Origin of the sequence: Pseudobutyrivibrio ruminis (genome assembly GCF_015057245.1) — a bacterium.
Classification (GTDB): domain Bacteria; phylum Bacillota; class Clostridia; order Lachnospirales; family Lachnospiraceae; genus Pseudobutyrivibrio; species Pseudobutyrivibrio ruminis_E.
On sequence record NZ_SVET01000005.1, the window covers coordinates 22,089 to 46,384 of the forward strand.

23 protein-coding genes are annotated in these 24,296 nt (G+C 41.3%); all 23 read left to right on the plus strand.

Going from position 1 to position 24,296, the window contains the following annotated elements:
- Window positions 1–12: 12 nt before the first annotated feature.
- The 23 genes from E7274_RS05840 (at window position 13) to E7274_RS05950 (ending at window position 24,275) form a co-directional block, all read left to right on the plus strand.
- Complete coding sequence (locus E7274_RS05840; protein ID WP_304174482.1) at window positions 13–924, plus strand: phosphate acyltransferase; 912 nt, start codon at window positions 13–15, stop codon at window positions 922–924.
- Window positions 925–934: 10 nt separating this feature from the next.
- A complete protein-coding gene (gene buk / locus E7274_RS05845) occupies window positions 935–2,002 on the plus strand; it encodes a butyrate kinase (RefSeq protein ID WP_304174484.1) in 1,068 nt (355 codons plus the stop codon).
- Between the two features lie 26 nt (window positions 2,003–2,028).
- Window positions 2,029–3,243 (plus strand): MFS transporter, encoded by a 1,215-nt coding sequence (locus E7274_RS05850; protein WP_304174486.1) that lies wholly within the window; start codon window positions 2,029–2,031, stop codon window positions 3,241–3,243.
- Window positions 3,244–3,245: 2 nt separating this feature from the next.
- Window positions 3,246–3,677: a hypothetical protein gene (locus E7274_RS05855; RefSeq protein ID WP_304174488.1), complete on the plus strand. Its 432-nt coding sequence runs from the start codon at window positions 3,246–3,248 to the stop codon at window positions 3,675–3,677.
- Between the two features lie 68 nt (window positions 3,678–3,745).
- On the plus strand, window positions 3,746–4,690 hold the full coding sequence (locus E7274_RS05860) for a flavodoxin family protein (RefSeq protein WP_304174490.1): 945 nt from the start codon (window positions 3,746–3,748) through the stop codon (window positions 4,688–4,690).
- Between the two features lie 112 nt (window positions 4,691–4,802).
- Window positions 4,803–5,279 carry a hypothetical protein gene (locus E7274_RS05865; protein WP_304174492.1) on the plus strand — a complete coding sequence of 159 codons (477 nt, stop codon included), beginning with the start codon at window positions 4,803–4,805 and terminating at the stop codon, window positions 5,277–5,279.
- A 145-nt stretch (window positions 5,280–5,424) separates the two neighbouring features.
- Complete coding sequence (locus E7274_RS05870; RefSeq protein ID WP_304174494.1) at window positions 5,425–8,451, plus strand: EAL domain-containing protein; 3,027 nt, start codon at window positions 5,425–5,427, stop codon at window positions 8,449–8,451.
- 201 nt (window positions 8,452–8,652) lie between these two features.
- Window positions 8,653–9,405 carry a DeoR/GlpR family DNA-binding transcription regulator gene (locus E7274_RS05875; protein WP_304174496.1) on the plus strand — a complete coding sequence of 251 codons (753 nt, stop codon included), beginning with the start codon at window positions 8,653–8,655 and terminating at the stop codon, window positions 9,403–9,405.
- Between the two features lie 16 nt (window positions 9,406–9,421).
- The gene (gene pfkB, locus E7274_RS05880; protein ID WP_033152758.1) at window positions 9,422–10,327 is read left to right on the plus strand and encodes a 1-phosphofructokinase; all 906 of its coding nucleotides are present in this window, start codon (window positions 9,422–9,424) and stop codon (window positions 10,325–10,327) included.
- A gap of 64 nt (window positions 10,328–10,391) precedes the next feature.
- Window positions 10,392–12,308 (plus strand): PTS fructose transporter subunit IIABC, encoded by a 1,917-nt coding sequence (locus tag E7274_RS05885; protein WP_304174498.1) that lies wholly within the window; start codon window positions 10,392–10,394, stop codon window positions 12,306–12,308.
- 166 nt (window positions 12,309–12,474) lie between these two features.
- Window positions 12,475–12,738 (plus strand): HPr family phosphocarrier protein, encoded by a 264-nt coding sequence (locus E7274_RS05890; protein ID WP_304174500.1) that lies wholly within the window; start codon window positions 12,475–12,477, stop codon window positions 12,736–12,738.
- A 15-nt stretch (window positions 12,739–12,753) separates the two neighbouring features.
- Window positions 12,754–14,457: a phosphoenolpyruvate--protein phosphotransferase gene (gene ptsP / locus E7274_RS05895; protein WP_090394837.1), complete on the plus strand. Its 1,704-nt coding sequence runs from the start codon at window positions 12,754–12,756 to the stop codon at window positions 14,455–14,457.
- A gap of 174 nt (window positions 14,458–14,631) precedes the next feature.
- Window positions 14,632–14,856 carry a Lar family restriction alleviation protein gene (locus E7274_RS05900; RefSeq protein WP_074791433.1) on the plus strand — a complete coding sequence of 75 codons (225 nt, stop codon included), beginning with the start codon at window positions 14,632–14,634 and terminating at the stop codon, window positions 14,854–14,856.
- 21 nt (window positions 14,857–14,877) lie between these two features.
- Complete coding sequence (locus E7274_RS05905; RefSeq protein WP_304174693.1) at window positions 14,878–16,380, plus strand: nicotinate phosphoribosyltransferase; 1,503 nt, start codon at window positions 14,878–14,880, stop codon at window positions 16,378–16,380.
- A 3-nt stretch (window positions 16,381–16,383) separates the two neighbouring features.
- Window positions 16,384–17,073, plus strand: coding sequence for a class I SAM-dependent methyltransferase (locus E7274_RS05910; RefSeq protein ID WP_304174502.1), 690 nt, complete (start codon window positions 16,384–16,386; stop codon window positions 17,071–17,073).
- Window positions 17,074–17,159: 86 nt separating this feature from the next.
- Window positions 17,160–18,575 carry a sensor histidine kinase gene (locus E7274_RS05915; RefSeq protein WP_304174504.1) on the plus strand — a complete coding sequence of 472 codons (1,416 nt, stop codon included), beginning with the start codon at window positions 17,160–17,162 and terminating at the stop codon, window positions 18,573–18,575.
- Between the two features lie 135 nt (window positions 18,576–18,710).
- Complete coding sequence (locus tag E7274_RS05920; protein ID WP_044936461.1) at window positions 18,711–18,971, plus strand: DUF1292 domain-containing protein; 261 nt, start codon at window positions 18,711–18,713, stop codon at window positions 18,969–18,971.
- Window positions 18,972–19,055: 84 nt separating this feature from the next.
- Complete coding sequence (gene larB, locus E7274_RS05925; protein WP_044936460.1) at window positions 19,056–19,715, plus strand: nickel pincer cofactor biosynthesis protein LarB; 660 nt, start codon at window positions 19,056–19,058, stop codon at window positions 19,713–19,715.
- A 34-nt stretch (window positions 19,716–19,749) separates the two neighbouring features.
- A complete protein-coding gene (locus tag E7274_RS05930) occupies window positions 19,750–20,493 on the plus strand; it encodes an alpha/beta hydrolase (RefSeq protein ID WP_304174506.1) in 744 nt (247 codons plus the stop codon).
- 11 nt (window positions 20,494–20,504) lie between these two features.
- The gene (locus E7274_RS05935) at window positions 20,505–21,872 is read left to right on the plus strand and encodes a hypothetical protein (protein WP_304174508.1); all 1,368 of its coding nucleotides are present in this window, start codon (window positions 20,505–20,507) and stop codon (window positions 21,870–21,872) included.
- Entirely contained in the window at window positions 21,869–22,531 is a 663-nt protein-coding gene (locus E7274_RS05940; protein WP_304174509.1) for a ribulose-phosphate 3-epimerase, read from the plus strand. Before E7274_RS05935 ends, E7274_RS05940 begins: the two co-directional genes overlap by 4 nt.
- A gap of 8 nt (window positions 22,532–22,539) precedes the next feature.
- On the plus strand, window positions 22,540–23,241 hold the full coding sequence (locus E7274_RS05945; RefSeq protein ID WP_304174512.1) for an IspD/TarI family cytidylyltransferase: 702 nt from the start codon (window positions 22,540–22,542) through the stop codon (window positions 23,239–23,241).
- Complete coding sequence (locus tag E7274_RS05950) at window positions 23,238–24,275, plus strand: galactitol-1-phosphate 5-dehydrogenase (RefSeq protein ID WP_304174514.1); 1,038 nt, start codon at window positions 23,238–23,240, stop codon at window positions 24,273–24,275. Before E7274_RS05945 ends, E7274_RS05950 begins: the two co-directional genes overlap by 4 nt.
- Window positions 24,276–24,296: the final 21 nt, after the last annotated feature.

Consider the following 24,296-nt stretch of genomic DNA (forward strand, 5'->3'; position numbering starts at 1 on the left):
AAGGTAAAGCATATGGTATTTCATAATTTTGATGAGCTTATCGCAAAGGTAAAGGGCAACCCTTCAAGAAAGATTATGGCAGTTGCATGTGCAAACGATGATCACACACTTGAGGCTGTTGTTCACGCTCGACGCGAAGGCATTGTTGAGCCAATTCTTGTTGGTGAGAAGGCAATCATTACAGAAATCTTAGCAAAGCTTGAGGAAGAAATTCCTGAGGAGAACATCATCGATGTTCCTGCTGATGATTTACAGAAGGCCTGCGAAACAGCTGTAAAGCTTGTTAGCTCAGGTAAGGCAGATTTCCTTATGAAGGGTAAGGTTGATACAAAAATTATCCTTAAGGAAGTTGTTAATAAGGAATATGGACTTGGACAGGGAAGACTTATGTCTCACTTCACAATGTTTGAAGTTCCTTCATATCACAAATTAATTCTTCCAGTAGATGGCGGTATGGTTACATATCCTGACCTTCAGCAGAAGAAGGAGATTATCCAAAACACAGTAGACACACTTGTTGCTATGGGATATGACTGCCCAAAGGTTGGTGTCCTTGCATGTGTTGAGAAGGTTAATCCAAAGATGCCAGAGTCTGTTGATGCAGCAGAGCTCCAGGCAATGAATGAAAGAGGCGAGATTACAAATTGTATCGTAGAAGGACCTATCCAGTACGATTGCGTTATGAGAAAAGATCTTGCTGATTTCAAGGGACTTGAGTCTAGAATCGCTGGCGACCCAGATGTACTTGTTGCTCCAAACATCCATGCTGGAAACATCATGGGAAAGATGTACGCAATAAGCTGCGGTGCAAAGATGGCCGGATTTATCGTAGGTGCAAAGTGCCCAATCGTTATGGTTTCAAGAGGTTCATCGGCTGAGGAGAAATATCTTTCAATAGTTGTTTCTGCAGCAGCTGTTAAATAAGGAGAAAAACATGGCAAATGAAAAAATTCTTGTCATCAATCCAGGTTCTACTTCAACAAAAATTGCTGTTTATCAGGCTGATGAACAGCAATGGGTTGAAAGTATTGCTCACTCGATGGATGACTTAAAGAACTACCCAACAATCTATGATCAGCTTGATATGAGAAAAGAACTAATCATGGCATGCCTTGCAAAGCATGGCGACAAGCTTGATTCTCTTGGAGCAATCGTAGGTCGTGGTGGAGCACTTCCTCCAGTAAAGACTGGCGCCTATGAAGTAAATGAGAAGATGGTTGATACATTAAGATATCATCCAGTTGATCAGCATGCTTCAAATCTTGGTGCTGGTATTGCATACAGCCTTGCCCAGGAAATAGGGGTAAAGGCATACATCTACGATGCTATCACAGTTGACGAGATGACTGAGGTAAACAAAATTACAGGACTTAAGGGTGTTAGAGTTCCTGCAAAGGGACACAACTTGAACACTAGAGCAGCAGCCCTCAAGCTTTGTGCAGATAAGGGGATTGATTATAACAAGGTAAACATCATAGTTGCTCACCTTGGTGGAGGTATTACAGTAAACCTTCATTCTAATGGACAGATTATTGATTTCTTCAATGATGAAATTGGAACATTTGCTCCAGAGAGAGCAGGCGGACTTCCTACATACGCACTTGTAGATTTGTGCTACAGCGGCGAGTACACAAAGGAAGAGATGATGAAGAAGCTTCAGCGTAAGGGCGGAATTGCTTCTTATCTTGGAACAGCAGATATGCGTGAAGTAGAGCAGATGGTTGTTGATGGAAATGAGGAGGCAGCTCTTCTTTTCGAAGCAATGGCACTTAATACAGCAAAGACAATTGCTCGTATTGCACCATCAGTTGACGGAAAGGTTGACTACATTGTACTTACAGGCGGTCTTGCTTATTCAGATATGTTCGTAGACTCAATCAAAAAGCATGTAGGTTTCGTTGGACCAATTGAAGTAATTCCTGGTGAAAACGAAATGAAGGCACTTGCTGAAGGTACTCTTAGAGTTATGAGAGGCCAGGAAAAGGCAAGAATCTACGAATAATCTTATTGGAAATTTGGAGTTTATAAATGAATAAAACAAATAGATGGATTTATGCAATCGCAGGAGTAATCGTGCTTCTGTTTGCAGGACTAATCTACGCTTGGAGTGTACTTTCCAGCCCTATCGCTGCAGAGTTTACATCCTGGAGTAAGGGAGCTCTTTCCCTTACTTTCACTCTGGCAATGAGCTTCTTTTGTATAGGAGGTCTTGTTGCAGGACTTGTGGCAGACAAGGTTAAGGAGAGATACATCTTCATTGTATCTGCGGTGCTTTTCTTGATTGGCTTTGAGTTAGTCAGCATGATTTCTTCTATTGGAATGCTTTATTTAGGTTTCGGAGTGTTAGCCGGTCTTGGAGCTGGCTGTTCCTATAACGCAGTAATGGGAAGTGTTACAAAATGGTTCCCAGATAAGAAGGGACTGATTTCTGGAATTCTTTTAATGGGATTTGGAATTGGTGCATTCATTATAGGAAAAGTTTATGCCGGGCTATTAGGTACTTATGGCTGGAGAACAGAATTCAAGGCACTTGGAATTATCGTATTTGCGGTAATTTTTATCGGCGCATTTATCGTTAGAAAGCCTACTGCTGAAGAGCAGAAAGTATATGCAGTAGAAGATAAAAAATCTGAGAAGAACACTTCAGAGGATTTCACCACAATAGAAATGGTGTCGAAGGTAAGCTTCTGGCTTTACTTCGTATATGCGATATTGCTTAGTGCAGCAGCATTGGCACTTATCGCACAGGCAAGTGGAATTGTTACAGAGACAGCACCTGCACTTGCAGCAGGCTCTATCGCAACAATCGTAGGACTTATTTCTGTGTTCAACGGAATTGGACGAGTAATATTCGGTGGTTTGTACGACAAGCTTGGACAGAAGAAAACAATGCTTTTAAATTGTGGACTTTTCTTAGTTTCAGTACTTATCAATATCGTAGCAATCAACTCAGTTAGTCTACCACTTGTTGTAATTGGATTTATATTCTTTGGCCTCTCTTACGGAGGTGTAACACCAACAAACTCTGCATACATAATGGATTTTTACGGTGTTAAGAATTATCCTGTTAACTTTTCAATTATCAATTTGAATTTGCTATTGGCATCATTCGGAGGGACTCTTGCAGGTATGATTTACGACATGCAAGGCACATATCTTAGCATTTTCATGATTATGATTGGCGCAATTGTACTTGCTACAATCTGTACTTTATTAATTAAACGACCTGCGAAAGGAAAATAGAAATGGATGATATAATTCGCTTTTTCAGATGGAATGTAATCATCAATGTATGTATGGCGCTTTCTATCAATACTACAGCAACCATACTAGCAGGTGGAGATTCATTGGCCGGCTGGGTGAGAGGATGCTGCTGTGCTTTTACTATCAACACAGTTGCAGCAATTATTCTTCCGATGGGGTTAATTGGAAGCTGGTTTGCAGAAAAGATATGCAATCAGAAACCTGGTACCTTCCTTGAAATGCTGGCAAGGAATTTCATTGTAAATGCAATATACGTGACCATAGTAAGCTTCTGTATGGCCATTATTAATGTTGGAGTTGGGGATTTGCTTATAGCAACTTGGTTTTCTACCTATCCTATTCTTCATATTGTAGGCCTTATCACAAGTCTTGTTATAGAGAAGCCAGTAACTAAATTAGCGTATGGCAAATAACTAGATAAAAATGTTCAGCGGAGCAATTTTATAAAAAGGAACTAATAACAATTTAGGAGGTTTATGGTATGAAAATTTTAGGACTTTCATGCGGAACAAGAAACGGCAACAACGATACAATGTGCCGTGTTGCTCTTGAAGCAGCAAAAGAAATGGGGGCAGAAATCGAGTTTATCCACGTATTTGATTGGGACATCAAGTACTGTACAGGCTGTGTTGCTTGCTCTAGAAGTTTAGTAATGGGTAAGGGCATGGTTTGTTCTCAGAAGGACGATTTTGCAAAGCTTTTCGATAAGATGGCTGAGGCAGATGGCGTTCTTGTAGTTGACCCTATTTATGAGTCAGGTGGATCTGGATTATTCCACGTATTATGTGACCGTATGGGCCCTGGACATGACATCGGAATGATGTACATGCTTGATGGAAAGCTCAAGGAGCAGGGTAAGGAAGGTCTTGATCCTAAGTACTTAAAGAAGAAGGCAATTTCTTTTGTAGGTATCGGTGGATCTGACTGGGCATGTCGTGTTGAGACAGATCACGCTATGCTTGCAATGAGCCCAGCTTGGACTGTAGTAAATAATGAGTTCTTCTCATGGTCAAAGGATGTAATCATGCAGGATGAGAAGGTTGAGCGTATGAGACAGATCGGACGTAATCTTGTTGAAGCTGCAAAGGATGTTGACAATGCTAAGTGGATGGGCGAGCCAGGTGCATGTCCTCACTGCAATGGTAACAACTTCTACATCTTCCCAGGCACAACTCATTGTGTATGCGAGCTTTGCGGTCTTGAGGGAACACTTGAGGTTGTAGACGGTGCATTCAAGTTCAAGTTTGCTCCAGAAGATGAGCACAAGGCTCATGACACAATTTCTGGTAAGAAGCTTCACGGTGATGATATTTTCCAGAACGAGGGACGTCTTATGAACCTCTTCAAGGATCCAGAGTTTAAGGCTCGTAAGGAGCACTACACAAATGTAGTTGCACCTACACCTTCACCATCGAAGGCAGTTTAATTAAAAATTGGGGGCTATGGGCAATTGGTTGCTAATAGCCAATTGTTCATTTTCCTTGAGGTAGAACAAGGGCTTTAAAGCCTGTTTGTCATATGTAAAGGAGAATAAAATAATGGGAAAACCAAGTTTAAAATTTTTTGTTGTATTTAATTTAGTAATGAATATTCCTCTTGCAACAGCAATGTCAATTGGTGGAATGATTTTTTCAGGAAATGCTGCAAATTTAGCTACTCCGGCACTTCCAATTAATATACTGCTAGGATTTATTTTGGCGTGTATCGTAAATGCGATATTCCCAATTCCACTTATTGCAATGAAGTTCCCAGGATTGTTTAAAATTAATCCTGAGAGCACTCCGGGAAGATTCTTAGGAAATGTTCCAGTTGTATTTATATTTGTTGTAATCATTGGACTTGCAATGAACTTTGTGAATGTACAACTATTTGCAGGAGCACCTGCTCCAGCATTCTTGTTTGCATTCTTTGGAACTTTCATTCCTATGTATGTACTATGCTACATCATTGCTATGATTTTTATTCCAATTGCTCAGGGAGCAGCTGCTAAGGCAGATGGAAAGAAAATTGCATAAATAAACTTGTTAGCCATAATGAGGGCCATCTTTCTTGATTTTATCAGGAAAGGTGGCCCTTATTATACAATACATGGAATGTATAAAATTTATTCACAAATGAATGATAGAATGTATTATCAGATTATAATGAAGGATTCATGTAATGGGAAAAAAGGAGTTTTTAAAGGAAAATCGAGACGATTTAACAGGCCTTCTGGATAAACACGCTTTTATAGAGTGGGGCCAGGAGCTTATTGACACGCAAGACAAACAGGTTGAGTATGGGTTTGTCTTTTTTGACATGGAAAACTTTAAGCTCTACAACATTAACTACGGGTATGAAAAGGGAGACGAATTATTAGTAGAAATAGGAAAAATATTAGAAGAAATATTTAAAAACCAGCTTGTTGCCAGGTTTTCTGGGGACCATTTTGTAGTGTGTACTAATAGTATTCGGATAGTGCCTGCAATAGTTGAAGCGAGAAAGCGAGTAAAAGCGCTACAAAGAAATATAAATGTGGAGCTGAAGGCCGGTGTTTACATATTAGACAATGATAAAATTGATGTTACGAGATGCGTTGATAGAGCAAGGATGGCTTGTGTCAGCATCAAGAAAAAATATGATATCGACTATAAGTTTTACGACGAAGAACTAGCTGGAACAATACAACGAAAACAATTAATTATAGATACTGTAGACGAAGCTTTAGAAAAAGGATATATAAAGGTATATTATCAGCCAATTATACGAAGCCTTACAGGTTATATTTGTGGATGGGAAGCATTAGTTCGTTGGATTGATCCTAAAAGAGGAGTATTTTATCCGGATGAGTTCATATCTGTATTGGAAGAATACAGATTGATTCATAAGGTTGATTGCTATGTAATCGAAAAAGTTATAGCGAAATTTTCTGAAATGAAAAGAGCTGGACTAAAAGCTGCTGTCCCAGTATCTGTGAATTTATCGCGAATTGATTTTGAAACAATAGATTTAATCTCTTATGTTGGTAGTCTGATAGAAAAATATGATACAGATAAAAGCATTATCAGACTAGAAGTAACTGAAAGCGTTATGATGGACAATCCTAGATTTATTCAGGAAGAAATATCCAAATTAAGAGAAAATGGCTACAAAGTGTGGATGGATGACTTTGGTAGTGGTTATTCTTCCCTTAATTTGCTGAGAGCATTTCAGTTTGACCTAGCCAAAATAGATATGGAATTTTTGCAGGATTTTGATACATCAGACAATGGAAAGATTGTATTAAAGCATACTGTATCTATGCTGAAAAATATGGGTATTCATACTCTTGCGGAAGGTGTGGAAACAAAGGAACAGTACGATTTTTTGAAGCTGTTAGGCTGCGAACTGCTACAGGGATATTATATCGGACGACCACTGCCTCTTGATGAAAGTATGCGGGAAGTGGAGAAAGCGGGATATAAGTTTGAAAACCTGAATTATAGAGCATTTTTGGATTTAGTTGGGGAAACAGATCTGCTTAGACAAAATCCGTTGGAAGGAAAGCAGGATACTGTTACAGAAAATGATCTTCCTTTAGCAATGGGCCTTGTACGCAAAAATAAGTGGAGATTTGCCTATTTCAATGAAGGGTATGAAAAGGCAATAAAAATCTATGGTAATGAAAATATGGAAATTGCCGAGGCGATGATAAATGGAGATGAAAAATGGCCTTGGATTCAAAAAAATGATTTTTGGAATATGTGCCTTTTAGCTAAGAAATCGGGAGAAGCAGAAAGTATCGAATTTGTAGAAAATGGGCATATTGTGAATATGAGAGCTCGTCATATTGCATATGATGAAGAAACACAGACGGATGCGTATCTGGTTTCAATCAGATTATTATCAAACTATTTAAATGAAAGCTATGAAAGCAAGGTCAAAATTGTAAGTAGTTATATATTCTCATTTTACGAATGTATTGACGTCTTTGGATTAGATGGAGTTTATTATGAAAATATATACCTTTCAAATGGCAGTGTACATGTGCGGGATAAAAATTTAAAAGCAAAAGAAATGATAGAAAGCTTATGTAAAAACAAGATACATGAAGACGACAGGGAATTATTCTATAAGCTGATGGATTTGGAGCATGCCAAGGAGAATCACATGTATGAACCAGGAGGAGTTAAGTTCGATTTACTTAGAATATCTGACGCTAATGGTGAGTACGTATGGAAGTCTGTCACTACAAGGATTATTTCTATATTCGGAAGAGAAGCGTTGATGAGTTGTGTTGCTGAGGCTACGCAAGGCATGTCTAATCATATGAGTGAATTCATGTCATATGATAACAGTTTAATTAACAAAATAAACGATAATGATTATGCCTTTGAAAATATCCTAAGACTTGTGCCGGTTGGTGTTTTTTGGAAGGATCGAGATCGTAGATTTTTAGGGGCAAATCAGATGTTCCTGGATTATTATGGTTTGGAAACGGTCGATAGCATAAGGGGAAAAAACGATGAGGATATGGGATGGCATATTAATCCCGAACCATTTAAGCAGGATGAACTGGCGGTCATAAAAGAAGGAAAGGTAATTAGAAATGTTCCAGGCGAGTGTATTGTAAAAGGCGAGCTCAGGCGCATATCAGCAAGCAAGCAGCCATTTGTTATTGATGGCAAAATTGTTGGATTATTGGGATATTTTGTGGATATAACCGATGATGAAAAGGTAAAGGCAAATCTAGAGGCATTATCAAATACAGACGAATTAACAGGTATGTTAAATCGACGCGCTTTTGATGAAATCGTGGAGAAATACATAAATCAATATAATACAGATAAAACCGATTTTGCGATGATGGTATTTGATATTGATAAGTTTAAGCAGGTAAATGATCATTATGGTCATATGTTTGGAGATTTGGTTCTCAAAGCTGTAAGCAAAAGATTAAAAGAAGTAACTAACAATAATAGTGTTGCATTTAGAATTGGAGGGGATGAGTTTGCCCTTTTGCATCAGTATGCTAGCAAAACAGAGTTGGATAGTATAGTTCAGGACTTTAATTACAAAATTGCAAAGATAAAGAGAATAGGTAAGGAGGATATAAAAGTAAGAGTATCAGTTGGAGTATCAACTTATAAAGAGACAGAGGACAAGGATCGTATGTATGAATTATCAGATAAACGTATGTATGAAGATAAGATGTCGAAGAAAGGATAAAGATTTGGAAGGCACTACTACTGTGCCTTCCTTTTTCATTTATCAAATTGTTACAAAATATACCACATTGAAATAGTAAAAGTGACAGAATTTGACCAGGTATGATTATTTGTGAGCGTTTATGATTGCAAAGCCCGAAATATGGTGTTATATTTTCCTTAGAACAATCAAATTCAATCGAATTTGTTCAAGGGGTGGAAAATGCTAACAGAAGAACGAAGGGCAAAAATAATTGAAATAGTCAATGAAAAAAAGGCGGTTTCAGTAAATGAGTTGGTGGAGTTGCTTGATACATCAGCAGCTACCATTCGAAGAGACATCAATGCACTCAATCGTTCTAAGCAACTGGTGAAGGTATTTGGAGGTGCTACTGCAATCTCTACTTTGGATGTAAACACCAAAGAAGATGCAGTAAAGGCAAAGGCTAGCAAAAATGTAGCTGAAAAAGATTGCATCAGCAAATATGCAGCAGGGCTTATACAGGACAATGATTTTGTGTACATCGATGCGGGAACTACAACACTTACCATGATTGATTACATTGATAATCGCAAGGCTAAGTACATTACAAATGGTGTAGTACATGCAAAGAAGCTTATGGACAAAGGGCTTGAAGCCATCATGATTGGCGGCAGGCTCAAAGCCCCAACAGAGGCAGTAGTTGGTCCAGATTGTGTTGAGTTTATTCGAAAATATCATTTTACTAAAGCCTTCATGGGAACCAATGGCATTTCAATTCATGCGGGGTTTACCACACCAGATGTGGACGAGGCCATGATAAAGACAGAAGCAATCAGACATGCTTATATGTCATACGTTTTGGCGGACCACACCAAATTTGATCAGATTAATTCGGTCACATTTGCGCAGATTGGTGATTGCTGCATCATCACAGATAAGCTACAGGCTAGAGATTATATTAATCACACAGTAGTAAAAGTATGTGCAGAATAAACTAGGAGGAAACGTAATGATTTATACTGTTACATTCAATCCAGCATTGGATTATGTTGTGCGTATGGATGGAGATTTACTTCCAGGCATGACAAACCGTTCTTCAAGTGAGGAATATTATTTCGGAGGTAAGGGAATCAACGTATCAATGGTTCTCTCAGAGCTTGGATTAAAGAGTACAGCACTAGGATTTATCGCAGGCTTCACAGGTCATGCAATTGACGCAGGTGTTAAGGCTGCAGGAATTGACACAGACTTCATCGAATTAAAAGAAGGCATTTCACGAATCAATGTAAAGCTTAAGGCAACAGAGGAAACAGAGATTAACGCTCAGGGACCAAAGATTGACGAAGCAGCACAGATGGAACTTTTCAATAAGCTTTCAAAGCTGGTAGAGGGCGACGTACTTATTCTCGCTGGATCAATTCCAAATTCTTTACCAGATGATGTATATGAAAGAATTCTTTCTGCTTTAGACGGCAAGGGAATCGAGTTTGTAGTTGATGCTACAAAGGATCTTCTTACAAACGTATTAAAGTATCATCCATTCTTAATCAAGCCAAACAACTTTGAGCTTGGCGAAATCGTAGGCAAAGAGCTTAAGACAGACGACGAGATTTACGAGGGAGCATTAAAGCTTCAGGAAATGGGCGCAAGAAACGTTCTTATCTCAATGGCTGGGGACGGCGCAATGCTTGTTGATGAAAATGGAAACAGATATCGCATCGGCGTACCTAAGGGAAAGGTTCGCAACTCAGTAGGAGCTGGCGATTCAATGGTTGCTGGTTTCGTTGCAGGATACATGAAGACAAAGGACTACGATGTAGCGTTAAAGATGGGAACAGCTGCAGGTTCTGCAACGGCATTTTCTGACGGTCTTGCACAGGCTGCAGATATTGATGCACTTTATAAAACATTGTAATTAGCTGCTTACTCGGAGAAGGCAGTTAATATATATTAATTTTTAAACACATGTAGGAGGGAATATGAAAATTTCAGAGTTTATCGATCCTAGAGGGATCAAGCTTCAAGAGGCGATAGCTTCTCAGGACGAAGCAATCGACAAGCTTATTGCTCTTCATAACGAAGTAGGCAACTTAAACGATGTAGCAGGATTTAAAGAGGCAATCCTTGCACGTGAGGCAAAGGGCACAACAGCTATTGGAAATGGTATTGCAGTACCACACGGAAAGTCAGCAGCAGTTAAGAAGGCTGGTCTTGTTGCAATCACATGTCCAGCAGGTGTTGATTACAAGGCTCTTGATGGTAAGCCAAGTAATTTATTATTCATGATTGCAGCTCCAGAGGGTGGCGCTGATACACATCTTGAGGTTCTTTCAAAGCTTATGCAGATGCTTATGGACCCTGCATTCTGCAAGACTCTTGTTGAGTCAAAGTCAGTTGACGAGTTCCTTGCACACATCGATGCAAAGGAAGCTGAGAAGGACGCAGCAAACGCAAACAAGACAGATCTTTCAAAGGCTGCTTCAGGCACAAAGAAGATCGTTGCAGTTACAGCATGCCCAACAGGTATTGCACATACATTTATGGCAGCTGAGTCTCTTGAGCAGAAGGCTAAAGAGCTTGGTATTGCATTTAGAGTAGAAAAAGATGGTTCTGGCGGAGCTAAGGATCCTCTTACAGCTAAGGAAATCGAAGAAGCAGATGCAGTTATTATCGCTGCAGATAAGAACGTAGATATGAGCGTATTCGATGGTAAGAAGGTTGTACTTGCATCTACAAAGGATGCTATCCACACACCAGAGAAGCTTTTCGACAAGGCTGAGACAGCTTCTGTATATCATCACACAGGCGCAGTTTCAAAGAAGTCTGACGACAGCAACGAGTCTATCGGACGTCAGCTTTACAAGCACCTTATGAATGGTGTATCACACATGCTTCCATTCGTTATCGGTGGTGGTATCCTTATCGCTATCGCATTCTTACTTGATGATTATTCAATTGATCCAAGCAACTTTGGTATGAACACTCCAGTAGCAGCTTGGTTCAAGACAGTTGGTGGTGCAGCATTTGGATTCATGCTTCCAATTCTTGCTGGTTTCATCGCTCAGTCAATCGCAGACAGACCAGGTCTTGCAGTTGGTTTCGTTGGTGGTGCTCTTGCAGCTTCTGGTGCTACATTTGCAGCTCCAGGTGGAAACATTCCATCAGCATTCCTTGGCGCTTTAGTAGCAGGTTTTGCAGCTGGTTACTTCATGAAGTGGCTCGAAAAGCTTTGCGACAAGCTTCCACAGTCTCTTGAAGGTATCAAGCCAGTTCTTATTTACCCACTTTGCGGTATTACAGTAATCGGTGTTATCATGTGCGCTGTTAACCCAATCGTTGGTGCACTTAACGCTTGGATTTCTGGTGTTCTTTCAAGCATGGGAACAACATCACTTGTACCACTTGGAATTATCCTTGGTGCAATGATGGCAACAGATATGGGTGGCCCACTTAACAAGGCAGCATATGTATTCGGTACAGCAGCTCTTGCAGAGCAGAACGAAGTAGGCTGGATGATCATGGCAGCAGTTATGGTTGGTGGTATGGTTCCTCCAATCGCAATCGCTCTTGCAACACTTATCTTCCCTAAGAAGTTTACAGTTGCTGAGAGAAAGGCTGGCCCAGTTAACTTCATCATGGGCTTCTGCTTCATCACAGAGGGTGCTATCCCTTATGCAGCAGCAGATCCACTTCACGTAATCCCATCTCTTATGGTTGGTTCTGGTGTAGCTGGTGCACTTTCAATGGTATTTAGATGTACACTTATGGCTCCACACGGTGGAATCTTCGTATTCCCTGTAGTTGGCCACTGGGCACTTTACCTTGTAGCTCTTGCAGTTGGTTCAGTTGTAAGCTGTGTACTTCTTGGCTTATTGAAAAAAAATGTAGAAGAATAGTTCAGAATCTGTTAATATATTGAACGATAAAAAACCATTCTGGGGGACTATGCTCCCCTGGAATGGATTTTATGTTTTTGTACTTTATAGACTTCCCGTTTATTCTATAAAGTATAGACACATAAAATAGATAATTGTATTTTGCGAAACGAAAGGAGTTTTATTTATGGTTTCACAGAAGGTAAAGGTAACTAACGAACAGGGTATGCACATGCGCCCAGCTACAGTATTCAGCGCAGCTGTTACACCATTCGATTCAGATGTTAAGATTTTATTCAACGGCAACGCATACGACGGAAAGAGCGTTATGATGCTTATGGCAGCTTGCATTAAGTGTGGTGCTGAAATCGAGATCCAGTGTGATGGTTCTGATGAGGAAGCTGCACTTGCAAAGGCAGTAGAGTTAGTAGAGAGCGGTCTCGGAGACTAATACAGGAGGATACTTATGTACAAAGGCATTGAAGCGTCTAGAGGTATTGGTATCGGAAGCATTTGTCTTATTGTTGAGCACGATTTAAGCTTTGAATCTAAGCACATCGATGATACTGAGGCAGAGAAGGCTAGATTCAATAACGCAATCGAAGCATTCAAGACAGAGACATCAGCTATGGCTGAAAACATCAGAAAGAACATCGGTCCTAAGGAAGCAGAAATCATGGAAGGTCACCTTGCTATGATCGCTGATCCTACAATGGCTGGCGAGATGACAAAGATGATCGAAGCTGGTCAGTGCGCAGAAGCTGCAGTTACAGCTGTTTGCGATATGTTCATTGGCATGTTCTCAAAGATGGAAGATGATATGATGCGTCAGCGTGCATCAGATATTTCTGATATCAAGATCAGCTTACTTAAGCTTTTACTTGGCATTGAGGATGTTGATATTAGTAAGGTAGCACCAGGTACAGTACTTGTTGCTCATGATCTTACACCTTCTATGTGTTCTCAGATTGTTAAGGAGAACGTTGTAGGTATCATTACAGAAGTTGGTGGTAAGACATCTCACTCTGCAATTCTTGCTAGAGCACTTGAGATCCCAGCTGTACTTTCAGTTCCTAACATCACAGAAATCGTTAAGGACAAGGATACAGCAATCGTAGACGGTACTGAGGGTGATGTTTACATCAACCCAGACGGAGAAGTTATTTCTCAGTACGTAATTAAGCGTGAAGAGTTCGTTAAGGCTCAGGCAGAGCTTAAGAAGTTCATTGGACAGAAGACAGTTACAGCTGATGGAACAGAGCTTGAATTATTCTGTAACATCGGTACTCCAAAGGATGCTAGAAAAGCTGTTGAATGCGACGGCGAGGGCATCGGTCTTTTCCGTTCAGAGTTCTTATTTATGGATAGACCACATCTTCCTACAGAGGAAGAGCAGTTCGAGGCTTACAAAGAAGCTGTAGAAATCATGGGTGGTCGCACAGTTATCATCCGTACACTTGATATCGGTGGTGACAAGGATATTCCATATCTCGGACTTGAAAAAGAGGAAAACCCATTCCTCGGATATAGAGCAGTTAGATATTGCTTAGCAAATTCTGATATGTACAAGATTCAGCTTAGAGGTATCCTCAGAGCTAGTGCATTCGGAAATGTTAAGATCATGGTTCCACTTGTTACTTGTGTAGACGAGGTTCGCGCCGTTAAGGCTCTCGTTGAGGAGTGCAAGAATGAGCTTAGAGCAGAAGGCGTTAAGTTCGATGAGAACATCGAGGTTGGTTGCATGGTAGAGACAGCAGCTGCTTCACTTATCGCTGATATCCTTGCAAAGGAAGCTGATTTCTTCTCAATTGGAACAAACGACTTAACACAGTACACAATGAGTGTTGATAGAGGAAATGCAGAAGTTGCATATCTTTACTCAGCATTCCAGCCAGCTGTACTTCGTTCTATCAAGAACATTATCGAGGCAGGTAATGCTGCTGGTATCACTGTTGGTATGTGTGGCGAGGCCGCTGCAGATCCACTTATGATTCCACTCCTTATCTCATTCGGATTAAAGGAATACAGTGTTAACCCTGTACTTGTGCTTACAGCACGTTCAATTATTTCTAAGTGGTCAAAGGCTGAGGCTGACGCTCTTGCAGAGAAGGTTCTTGCTCTTACTACAGAAAAGGAAATTGTTGAGCTACTTAAAGCATCAGCTAAATAAATCTGTATATACAGGCAGTCTATGTAGCTATCTTGTTACAGCTACAAGCCTGATGATTTCTCCGCTCGACGACATGTCTCGCTTGAGAAATATCAGAGCTTGTTGCTTACAAGATAGCTTTTTTACTGTAATTAAATTATAATGATTTAGAAATACGGTTTTAAGGAGATACACATGAGCGATTTTACTGAGAATATTGACATACATGATTGCCCAATCTGCGGAGGAGCAGGTTTGATTGAGGCAGAGGATCACGGATACTATGTGGCATGCCTTGACTGCGGAAGCTACACAGGTACTGTTGGCTTCAAGACAGAAGAAGGCAGACAGGAAGCTGCCGAGAAAGCAGCAATGCTTTGGAATACTGGCAAAGTAATTAACAGTGCACCAGGAGAGTAAACTGGGAGAAAGAAGGAAATGATGAAGCAGACACAGGATAAAGCTCGTAATCTTACCATGATGATGGATGAGTACGAACTTACTATGGCAAATGCGTACTTTAACGACCCTACTATTGATAACAATACCAGGGTTAGCTTTGATGTGTTTTACAGAGTAAATCCAGATGGAGGCGGTTTTGCAATTTTTGCAGGACTTCAGCAGGTTAAGGACTATCTTCTTAACATGCACTTCACTGATGAGGATATTGAGTATTTGAGAAGTGTGGGACACTTCACTGAGAACTTCCTTGAGTATCTTAAGGATTTCAAGTTTACAGGTGATGTGGATGCATTCCCAGAGGGAACTATCATGTATCCTAACGAGCCAATTATCACAGTTACTGCCCCTATCATTGAGGCACAGCTTGTGGAGACAGAGATTTTGGCTCAGGTTAACCACCAGTCATTGATTGCAACAAAGGCTAGCCGTATTGTTCGTGCAGCAGCAGGTCGTGCAGTTTCAGATTTTGGAGCAAGACGTGCTCACAACAACGACGCAGCTATTTACGGTGCTAGAGCAGCATATATCGGTGGCGCCAGCGGTACAGCAACAGTTTCTGCAGGCCAGTACTTTGATATTCCAATCGGTGGAACTATGGCCCACAGCTATGTAATGTACTTCACATCAGATGATAACGATTACCGTACTTCTGAGCTTGCAGCCTTCAGAAGTTTTGCAAAGAGCTATCCTAACAACTGTATCCTTTTGGTAGATACATACAACGTTTTAAAATCAGGCGTGCCAAACGCTATTAAGGTATTCCAGGAAATGAAGGATGCCGGCATTGAATCAAAGAGCTTTGGTATCAGGATCGACTCTGGCGACTTGGCATATCTTACAAAGAAAGCTAGAAAGATGCTTGATGATGCTGGCTTTACAGATGCCAAAATCATCGTAAGCAATTCTTTGGATGAGTACACTATCACATCTATCCTTCAGCAGGGTGGACAGGTAAATTCATTTGGTGTAGGTGAGCGACTTATCACTGCAAAGTCAGAGCCTGTATTTGGTGCTGTTTACAAGCTTTGTGCAGTTACAGATCCAAAGACTGGCCAGGTGATTCCAAAGATCAAGATTTCAGAAACTGTTGAAAAGATTACAAATCCTGGATTAAAGGATGTATATAGAATTAAGGATGAGCACGGTAGAGCAGTTGCAGATTTGCTTGCCATTAAGGGCGAGGAAGTGGATATAACTGCAGAGGGTGGATACAAATTTGTAGACCCAGAGCAGCCATGGAAGAGCACACACATCTTTGAAAACTGCACAGCAGAGTTGTTGCAGCAACCTCTTATCCGCGGCGGAAAGCCAGTAGTTGAGGATGAGGATATGGAGACAATCCGCAACCGTGTTAAAACTCAATTGGAGACAAGTGTATGGCCTGAGGAGCAGCGTTTCGAGAATCCTCACAAGCACTACCTAGATATGACTCCAAACTACTACAACATGAAGATGGATCTTCTTCGCAAAGAGGACAAATAGTTCATGACAAATGAAGAATTATTAAGATTTAATACAAAGCTTGCCGCAGTTAATTTGAGCCTTCAGCAAAATGCTGAGGGCCTCACTTTGACTGACGGTGAGCTTTCTATAATGGTTGATTTTAGGGAAATGCTTCCAAGATTAAAGCAGAGCAATCTTCAACGAGAGATGCTTGTGAAGGCCGCCAGAATAAAGGGGCAGCCAATGCCGCAGACTCTTATCGATGCAACTGCAGGATTTGGGGAGGATTCCCTTATTTTAGCGGCAGCAGGTTTTCAGGTGCAGCTTTATGAATTTGATGAAGTAATAGCTGTCCTTTTGAAGGATGGTATGGAACGAGCATTGGAAATTCCAGAGCTGAAAGAAGCGGTAGGGCGAATGAAGTTGGTTTGCGGAGATAGCACGGAAGGCATGAGAAAACTGGATTTTAAGCCAGATATCGTGCTGCTTGATCCAATGTTTCCGGCAAGACAAAAGAGTGCGCTGATAAAGAAAAAATTCCAGCTGATACAAAGGCTGGAAAGCCCATGTTCTACAGAAGAACAACTTTTAGATGCAGCAGTGGCGGCGAATCCAAAACGAATTGTAATCAAGCGTCCACTTAAGGGACCATACTTGGCAGATAGAAAGCCAAGCTACAGTTTGGAGGGCAAAGCGATTCGCTACGATTGCTTTGTTTTTGCGAGAAATTAAATAGTTTTTTCACAGAATTCTCTTATTTATATACTAAGATACTCGTATAGTACCTTAGTGACATTGTGAATTTGAGAGGATTCAGAATGAAAAATAGGAAGCGTTCATCTATCAGAAGAAAGATAACAAGACATGTGATTGCAGCGTTGGTAATTACTATTACAGTTATGACAGTTATCAACCTGGTTTATTTGTCTAGAAGAATAATAGAACAGCAGGAGACTAAGCTTGAATTGGCTACTCAGATGAGTGCTAATGAGGTTCAAAGCTGGTTGAATGATATGGCCACAGTAACCGAGGATATGGCAACCAGCCTTACGGCAATCGGAGATTTAAATGAGGCTACAGTAAGGGCGGTTGTAGATAGAGTGGCTCTTAATCATCCTGAGTTTTTCTATGTATACTTCTCTGACTATCATGGAAACATGACAATGGCTAGGGGAATCGATTTTAAATCAACTGGTGTGGATCCAAGAAGGAGAGGCTGGTATCAAAAAGCTGCAAAATACGGTCACACAGTTGTGATTGACCCATATGCAAGTGCAACCAGGCCAGATGTAATGATGGTTACGGTGGCAACGCCAGTATATTGGGGAACCACAATGGTTGGCGTAGTGGCAGTGGATGCAGATATTGAGAGTATTCAGGAATTTATGAATACAATCGATTTCGAGGAAGGCTCTTACGGATTTCTGCTTGATAGTCAGGAAAATATAATCGTCCATCCAAATTCTCAGTACAATCCAACATCAGAGGCGATTGTATCCGCAGTGGAGGTAATGCCAGAGCTTGAGGAAGTGCTGGATTCCAAGGGTGAATATATTACGGCAAAGGATTACACTGGCACAGAGATGGTATATTCGGTGACAAAGCTCCATGACAGTGGCTGGACGGTGGCAGTGGCATATCCAGAAAAAGGATTCCTGTCGCATGTTGATAGAGGAATAAGAATCAGTATAATTGTGGCAATTATCTGTGCTCTTCTTGCAGTTGGGGATATTACCTATACAGTTAGAAAAGTGCTTAAGCCTTTGGATAAAATCAATCCAGCAATGGATAGAATCATGGAGGGGGATTTCTCAACACCTATCGATTTTGCCGTGGCAGATGATGAAATAGGTGATTTGCAGAACAAGCTGGCTATGACTTTGGCGGAGCTTTCAGATATTATCCATATTCAGCAGCATGTTCTGTCCGAGATGGAGCAGGGAAATTTGGCCGTGGCTGATATGGATGAGTTTCCAGGTGAGATGAATGATATCAGTATGTCGGTTAATTCTATCAAAGCTAGATTTAACGATATGATTGCCGATATTCAGTTTTCTGCTATCAATTTGCAGAGCTTTGCTATGGGAATAAATGAGACAGACGATATAGAGGAAATTAAAGCAATATTTGAAGAGTTGTCGGCAGAGGCAAATGCGTTGATGGAGAAGACATCTAGGTTCACAACGCTTCCATTAACTTATGAGGTTCCTAATGAGGACGACAATTGGGGATAGAATGTGAAATGCGCCTCGCATTCACCGGATATTCGCTTTTAATTCATAAATTTTGCTAAACTTATACACAAATCTATTGTACAATATTTCCTATAGTCGGGGAGAGCTATGAATCCTAGAAGGAGGTTCCCAACGATGGATAATGAATTCAAAGAGTACATCACATTTGTGGTTAACACTAAAGATGGCGATGAGGTTGAGATGGCTGTAATAGACCAGTTCGAGTTTGAGAATAAGGGCTATGTTGCAGCAGCTTTGGTGGATGGAGACACAGTTAGCGATGAGGGCTGCTTCATCTACAGAGTAAAGGTTGGAGAGGAAGATTTCAAAGTAGAAAAGATCACCAACCAGATTGACTATAAGAGAATCGCAGAAGCTTATATGGAAATGATGTAAACGATAATGTAGGGGTAGCAATGCTACCCCCGTTTTATTTTTATTGCATTTCCATTATAATGGAGGTATCTAGGAGGATTCTGAATGGAATTTGCAAACTTGGACTTTGATCGAAAGAATCGGACAGGATTCCCAGAAGTGATTTTTTGCCAGGGCAAAATGGATGACTTTCTGGTAGATATCTATCAAAAGATGTACGAAAGAGATGGCTGCGTGTTTGGCACCAGAGCAACGGAGCATCAATACGAAATCGTAAAGGCGGTATTGCCAACAGCCACTTATGATAAAGTGAGCAGGATTCTCAAGGCAAAAAAGCCTGATTTTAAAGAGCAGGAGCTTATCGGAAATGTGGCAGTGCTTACAGCTGGCACAGCAGATATTCCTGTAGCAGAGGAAGCAGCACAAACAATCGAGTATTTTGGAAGTAAGGCAACTAGGGTTTTCGATGTGGGAGTAAGCGGAATTCATAGATTGCTTGAAAACGTAGATACTTTAAATGAAGCCAACTGCGTGGTGGCAGTGGCAGGCATGGAAGGCGCACTGGCGTCAGTGGTAGGCGGACTGGTTAAGGTTCCGGTTATTGCTGTGCCAACTAGCGTAGGCTATGGGGCCAACATGGGCGGAATATCTGCACTTCTTACCATGATTAATTCATGTGCCAATGGAATTTCGGTGGTAAACATCGACAATGGTTACGGAGCAGGTTATATAGCAACCCAGATTAACAGACTGGCGGTACATTGAGGGGCATTCTAGAAAAGGGTTAATAAGGGTATAAATGAAAAGTAATAAGGGAAAAAAGTTAAGAATTACAGGGATTATTGTCCTTGTGTTAATCGTTGCAATCGTAGTTAAGTTCTATAGCTATGTAAATAATTATTATCAGGCTGCAGATAGAGCCATGGAGTACATCAACAATCCAGCAGAGGGAGTAACTGTGGAGTATGTTGATAATACAATCGTATTTGAGCCGGAAAATCCAGTGGCTGGATTTATTTTTTATCCAGGCGGGCTGGTAGAGTCGGAAGCATATGCTCCTTTGATGGAACAGCTGGCAGAGCAGGATATCATGTGCATCATTGTTGAAATGCCATACTATCTGGCCATGTTTGATGCAAATGGGGCCAGAGGCATCCAGGCTAAGTATCCCCAAATCGATGAGTGGTACTTAGGCGGCCACAGTTTGGGCGGAGCCATGGCATCGCTTTATGCCGACAGACATCAGAGCGAATACGAAGGACTGATTCTTCTTGCCGCATACTCTACCAAGGATTTGACAGATGAACCAGCTATGAATGTTTTATCAATCCGCGGTTCTGAAGACGGCGTATTAAATATGGAGAAATATAATGAAAACTTGGCAAATCTGCCTGCAGATTATGAAGAGGTGATTATCCAGGGTGGCTGCCACGGATACTTTGGGGACTATGGCATGCAGTCTGGGGATGGCGAGCCTACAATCACCGTGGAAGAGCAGACAGAGGCTACGGTAGAGGCGATTGGGGAGTTTGTAGAAAAATAGGAGACTAATTGATGCGACAGTCTAAGGCTAAACAAATTACTAATTACATTGCATTATTTAGGAAGATTGTAGAAGGAATCTACACAAGTTTATCCGCAAAAAATGTGGATGTTGAAGGGGCATGTTCATATCTGGAAATGTGCCAACAGCGCGCGATTGATTTCGGCACTTTTATCGAGGGTGAAGAGGGGGAAGGTCATCCAACAGTAAAATTGCTGGAAGAATTTTGCGAAGTTCTATATGAAATTCACGAGGAGATTCAGTCTGAAAGGGGCTTGTCGGCAGATTCTGCCAAGGCCCGCCTCGATACCATGGTTAATAGAATTGAAGAAAGTGCAAACAGGGATATCACCATCACTACGGTGAAAGTGTTTTTGCCATATAAGGCGAGCATGTGGGATTCACTTGAGAGCGTTTGGATGAAGGCAAATGAGGATCCAAACTGTACAGCTATCGTAATTCCGATACCTTATTTCGACAAAAATCCGGATGGTTCAGTGAAAGAAATGCACTATGAAGGAAATGACTATCCTGATAATGTGCCAGTAGTTTCATTTGAAAACTTCGATTTTATGGGCGTTCATCCAGATGAGGTGTACATCCACAATCCATATGATGATTGGAATTACGTAACATCGGTACATCCATATTTCTATACGGATAACATCAAAAAGTTTACAGACAAGCTTATTTACATACCATACTTCGTATTGGCGGAGCCAGACGTGGACAATCCTGATGTGCTTGAGAGCTTGAAGGGATATGTGCTATCTAAGGGTGTGGTAAACGCAGATGAGGTTATTGTTCAGTCGGAACAGATGCGTGAGGCCTATATCAGAGTGCTTACTGCTCAGTTTGGAGAAGATACCAGACCTAGCTGGGAGGCCAAAATAAAAGGTACAGGCTCGCCAAAGGTAGAAAAGCTGCTTCGTATGTCGAAAGAAGAGCAGGATATTCCAGAAGATTGGAAGAAGATTATCACTAAGCCAGATGGCAGTAGAAAGAAAATCATTTTTTACAATACAAGCGTAGTTGCTATGCTCAATCAGAAGCAAAAAATGATTGATAAGATAAAGGATGCCTTGGAAGTATTCAAGGAGTGCAAGGATGATGTAGCCCTTTTGTGGCGTCCACATCCACTTACTATGGCAACCATCGAAAGTATGGTTCCTGAAATCAGAGACCAGTATAAAAAGATAATTGAGGATTATCGTTCGGAAGGCTGGGGCATCTATGATGATACTCCAGATATGGATAGGGCAATTATTATCAGCGACGCTTATTACGGGGACCCAAGTAGTCTTGTGCAGTTGTATGAGAAATTAGAAAAACCAATCATGATCCAAAATGTGGATGTGCTTGAAAAGGAGAGCGTATGAGCTTTGAATTAAATGCATCAATGATGTGTGCCAACTATGGACATTTGGCCAGAGAAGTAAATGATTTGGAAAACGCAGGAATCGATTCTTTCCATATCGATATTATGGATGGTCGATATGTGCCAAATTTTGCCATGTCTTTGAATGATATGACATATATTTCCAGGGTTACTTTTAAGCCAATGGATGTTCATTTGATGGTTGAGCACCCTAGCAACACAATCGATTTGTTTATCAGGAATTTGAGAAAGGGCGATACCATCTACATCCATCCTGAGGCAGAATATCATCCATCCACAACATTGCAGAAGATTATCGATGCAGGGATGATTCCTGGAATTGCTATCAACCCAGGTACAAGTATTGAAACGGTAATGGAGATGCTTCGCATTGTTGATAAGGTTTTAGTAATGTCTGTAAATCCTGGAAACGCTGGTCAGATGTATCTGCCTTACGTTGGTCAGAAGGTGGAACGTCTTTTGGAGTTGAAGGAAGAAATGGACTTCAAGCTATACTGGGATGGCGCCTGCGCAAAGGACAAGATTATGAAATACGCGCCAATGGGACTTGATGGATTTGTTCTTGGAACTACACTGCTGTTTGGCCAGGGACGTCCATATGATGAGATTATCAAGGATATTAGAAACATGAACTTGTAGGTAAGCGTATGAATATAGCGATTTTACTTTCAGGGGGAACCGGCAGCAGGCTTGGTTCGCAGAAGCCAAAGCAGTATCTGGATGTGGAAGGGAAACCAATCATCATGTATTGCATGGAGACCCTAGAGAAAAGCGAATTAATTGATAAGATTCAAATTGTAGCTCATGATGAATGGGCAGATTTGATTAAATATTGGGCTGCGCAGTACGGTGTGGAGAAAAAGATTTGTGGTTTCTCAAAGCCAGGAGAGAATAGACAGCTGTCTATCTACAATGGGCTGAAGGATATCAGAGATTTTGCCAGCGACGATGATAACGTGTTTATCCACGATGCAGCCAGACCGAATCTTAGGTTATCAACAATCCAGGATTCGTTTGAAGCTATAAGTGGATACGACGGAGTCATTCCAGTCCTTCCAATGAAGGATACAGTTTATTTGAGCAAGGACGGTTTGGAGATTGATTCACTTTTGAATCGTCAGGAGATTTTTGCTGGGCAGGCACCAGAAACTTTTGTGTACGGTAAATATTTGGAGGCGAACGAGAAGCTAGTTAGTTCGGGAGAGATTATGCGAATCAACGGCTCTACAGAACCTGCAGTGATGGCAGGCATGAAGATGCATATGATTGCAGGGGACGAGGGCAATTTTAAAATCACTACAAGTGATGATTTAGAACGATTTACTGAACAGATAAAGGCGATGAAATGAAGGCATTAGTTTTAGAAGATGTTGGAAAAATCAAAATAGATGATATAGCAAAACCTTCCCCTAAACAGGGGGAGGTTTTAGTGCATGTAAAGGCCTGCGGAATCTGCGGATCGGACATACCAAGAGCTTATAAAGACGGCGCCCACAACATGCCACTTGTGATAGGTCACGAATTTGCAGGCGAGGTCTGTGAAGTTGGTGAAGGCGTGTCTGGTGACTGGGCCGGTAAGGCTGTTGGAATCTTTCCACTTATTCCATGCAAGAAGTGCCCTTGCTGTGTGGAAAAGAAATACGAAATGTGCAAAAACTACTCTTATTTGGGCTCCCGTGTGGATGGCGGCTTCGCCGAATATGTGGCAGTGCCAGAATGGAATCTTATGGAGCTGGGCAGCAGCGTTGCCATGGAGCAGGCTGCAATGATGGAGCCAATGGCTGTGGCAGTGCATGCCATTAGGCAGGGGTTGAGAACCTGCGGTAAGGACTTGCAGGATTTGGGCCAGCTTCGCAAAGCTAAGGTGGCTGTAATAGGTCTTGGTACTATCGGCTTGCTAGTGACCATGTTTTTGAAGGACATGGGATTTGAAAATGTGTATACCATCGGAAAAAAAGAGATACAAAGGCAGAAAGCCTTTGAGTTTGGCGTGGACGAAGCTCACTATGTAAAAGAGATTTCAGATGTGGATCTTTTCTTCGAGTGCGTGGGCTCCATAGAAAGCCTCATCACCGGAATCAACGCAGCTGCACCTGGCGGCGTGGTATGCACAGTGGGCAACCCATCCAGTGATATGAACATAGACCGTCACGCATACTGGCAAATCCTACGCAACCAGCTAACCCTGGTGGGCACCTGGAACTCATCCTTCACCCACGACACCACCGACGACTGGCACTACGTGCTTAGCAGATTGCAGCTGGGCACAGTGAAGCCTGAGAAGCTGATCACTCATAAGTTCGGGCTGGAGGAGATTCTGGAAGGCTTTGAGATTATGAGGGATAAGAAGGAAGAGTATGTGAAGGTGATGGGGGAGGTTTAAAATCCATGAAGCAAGATATAT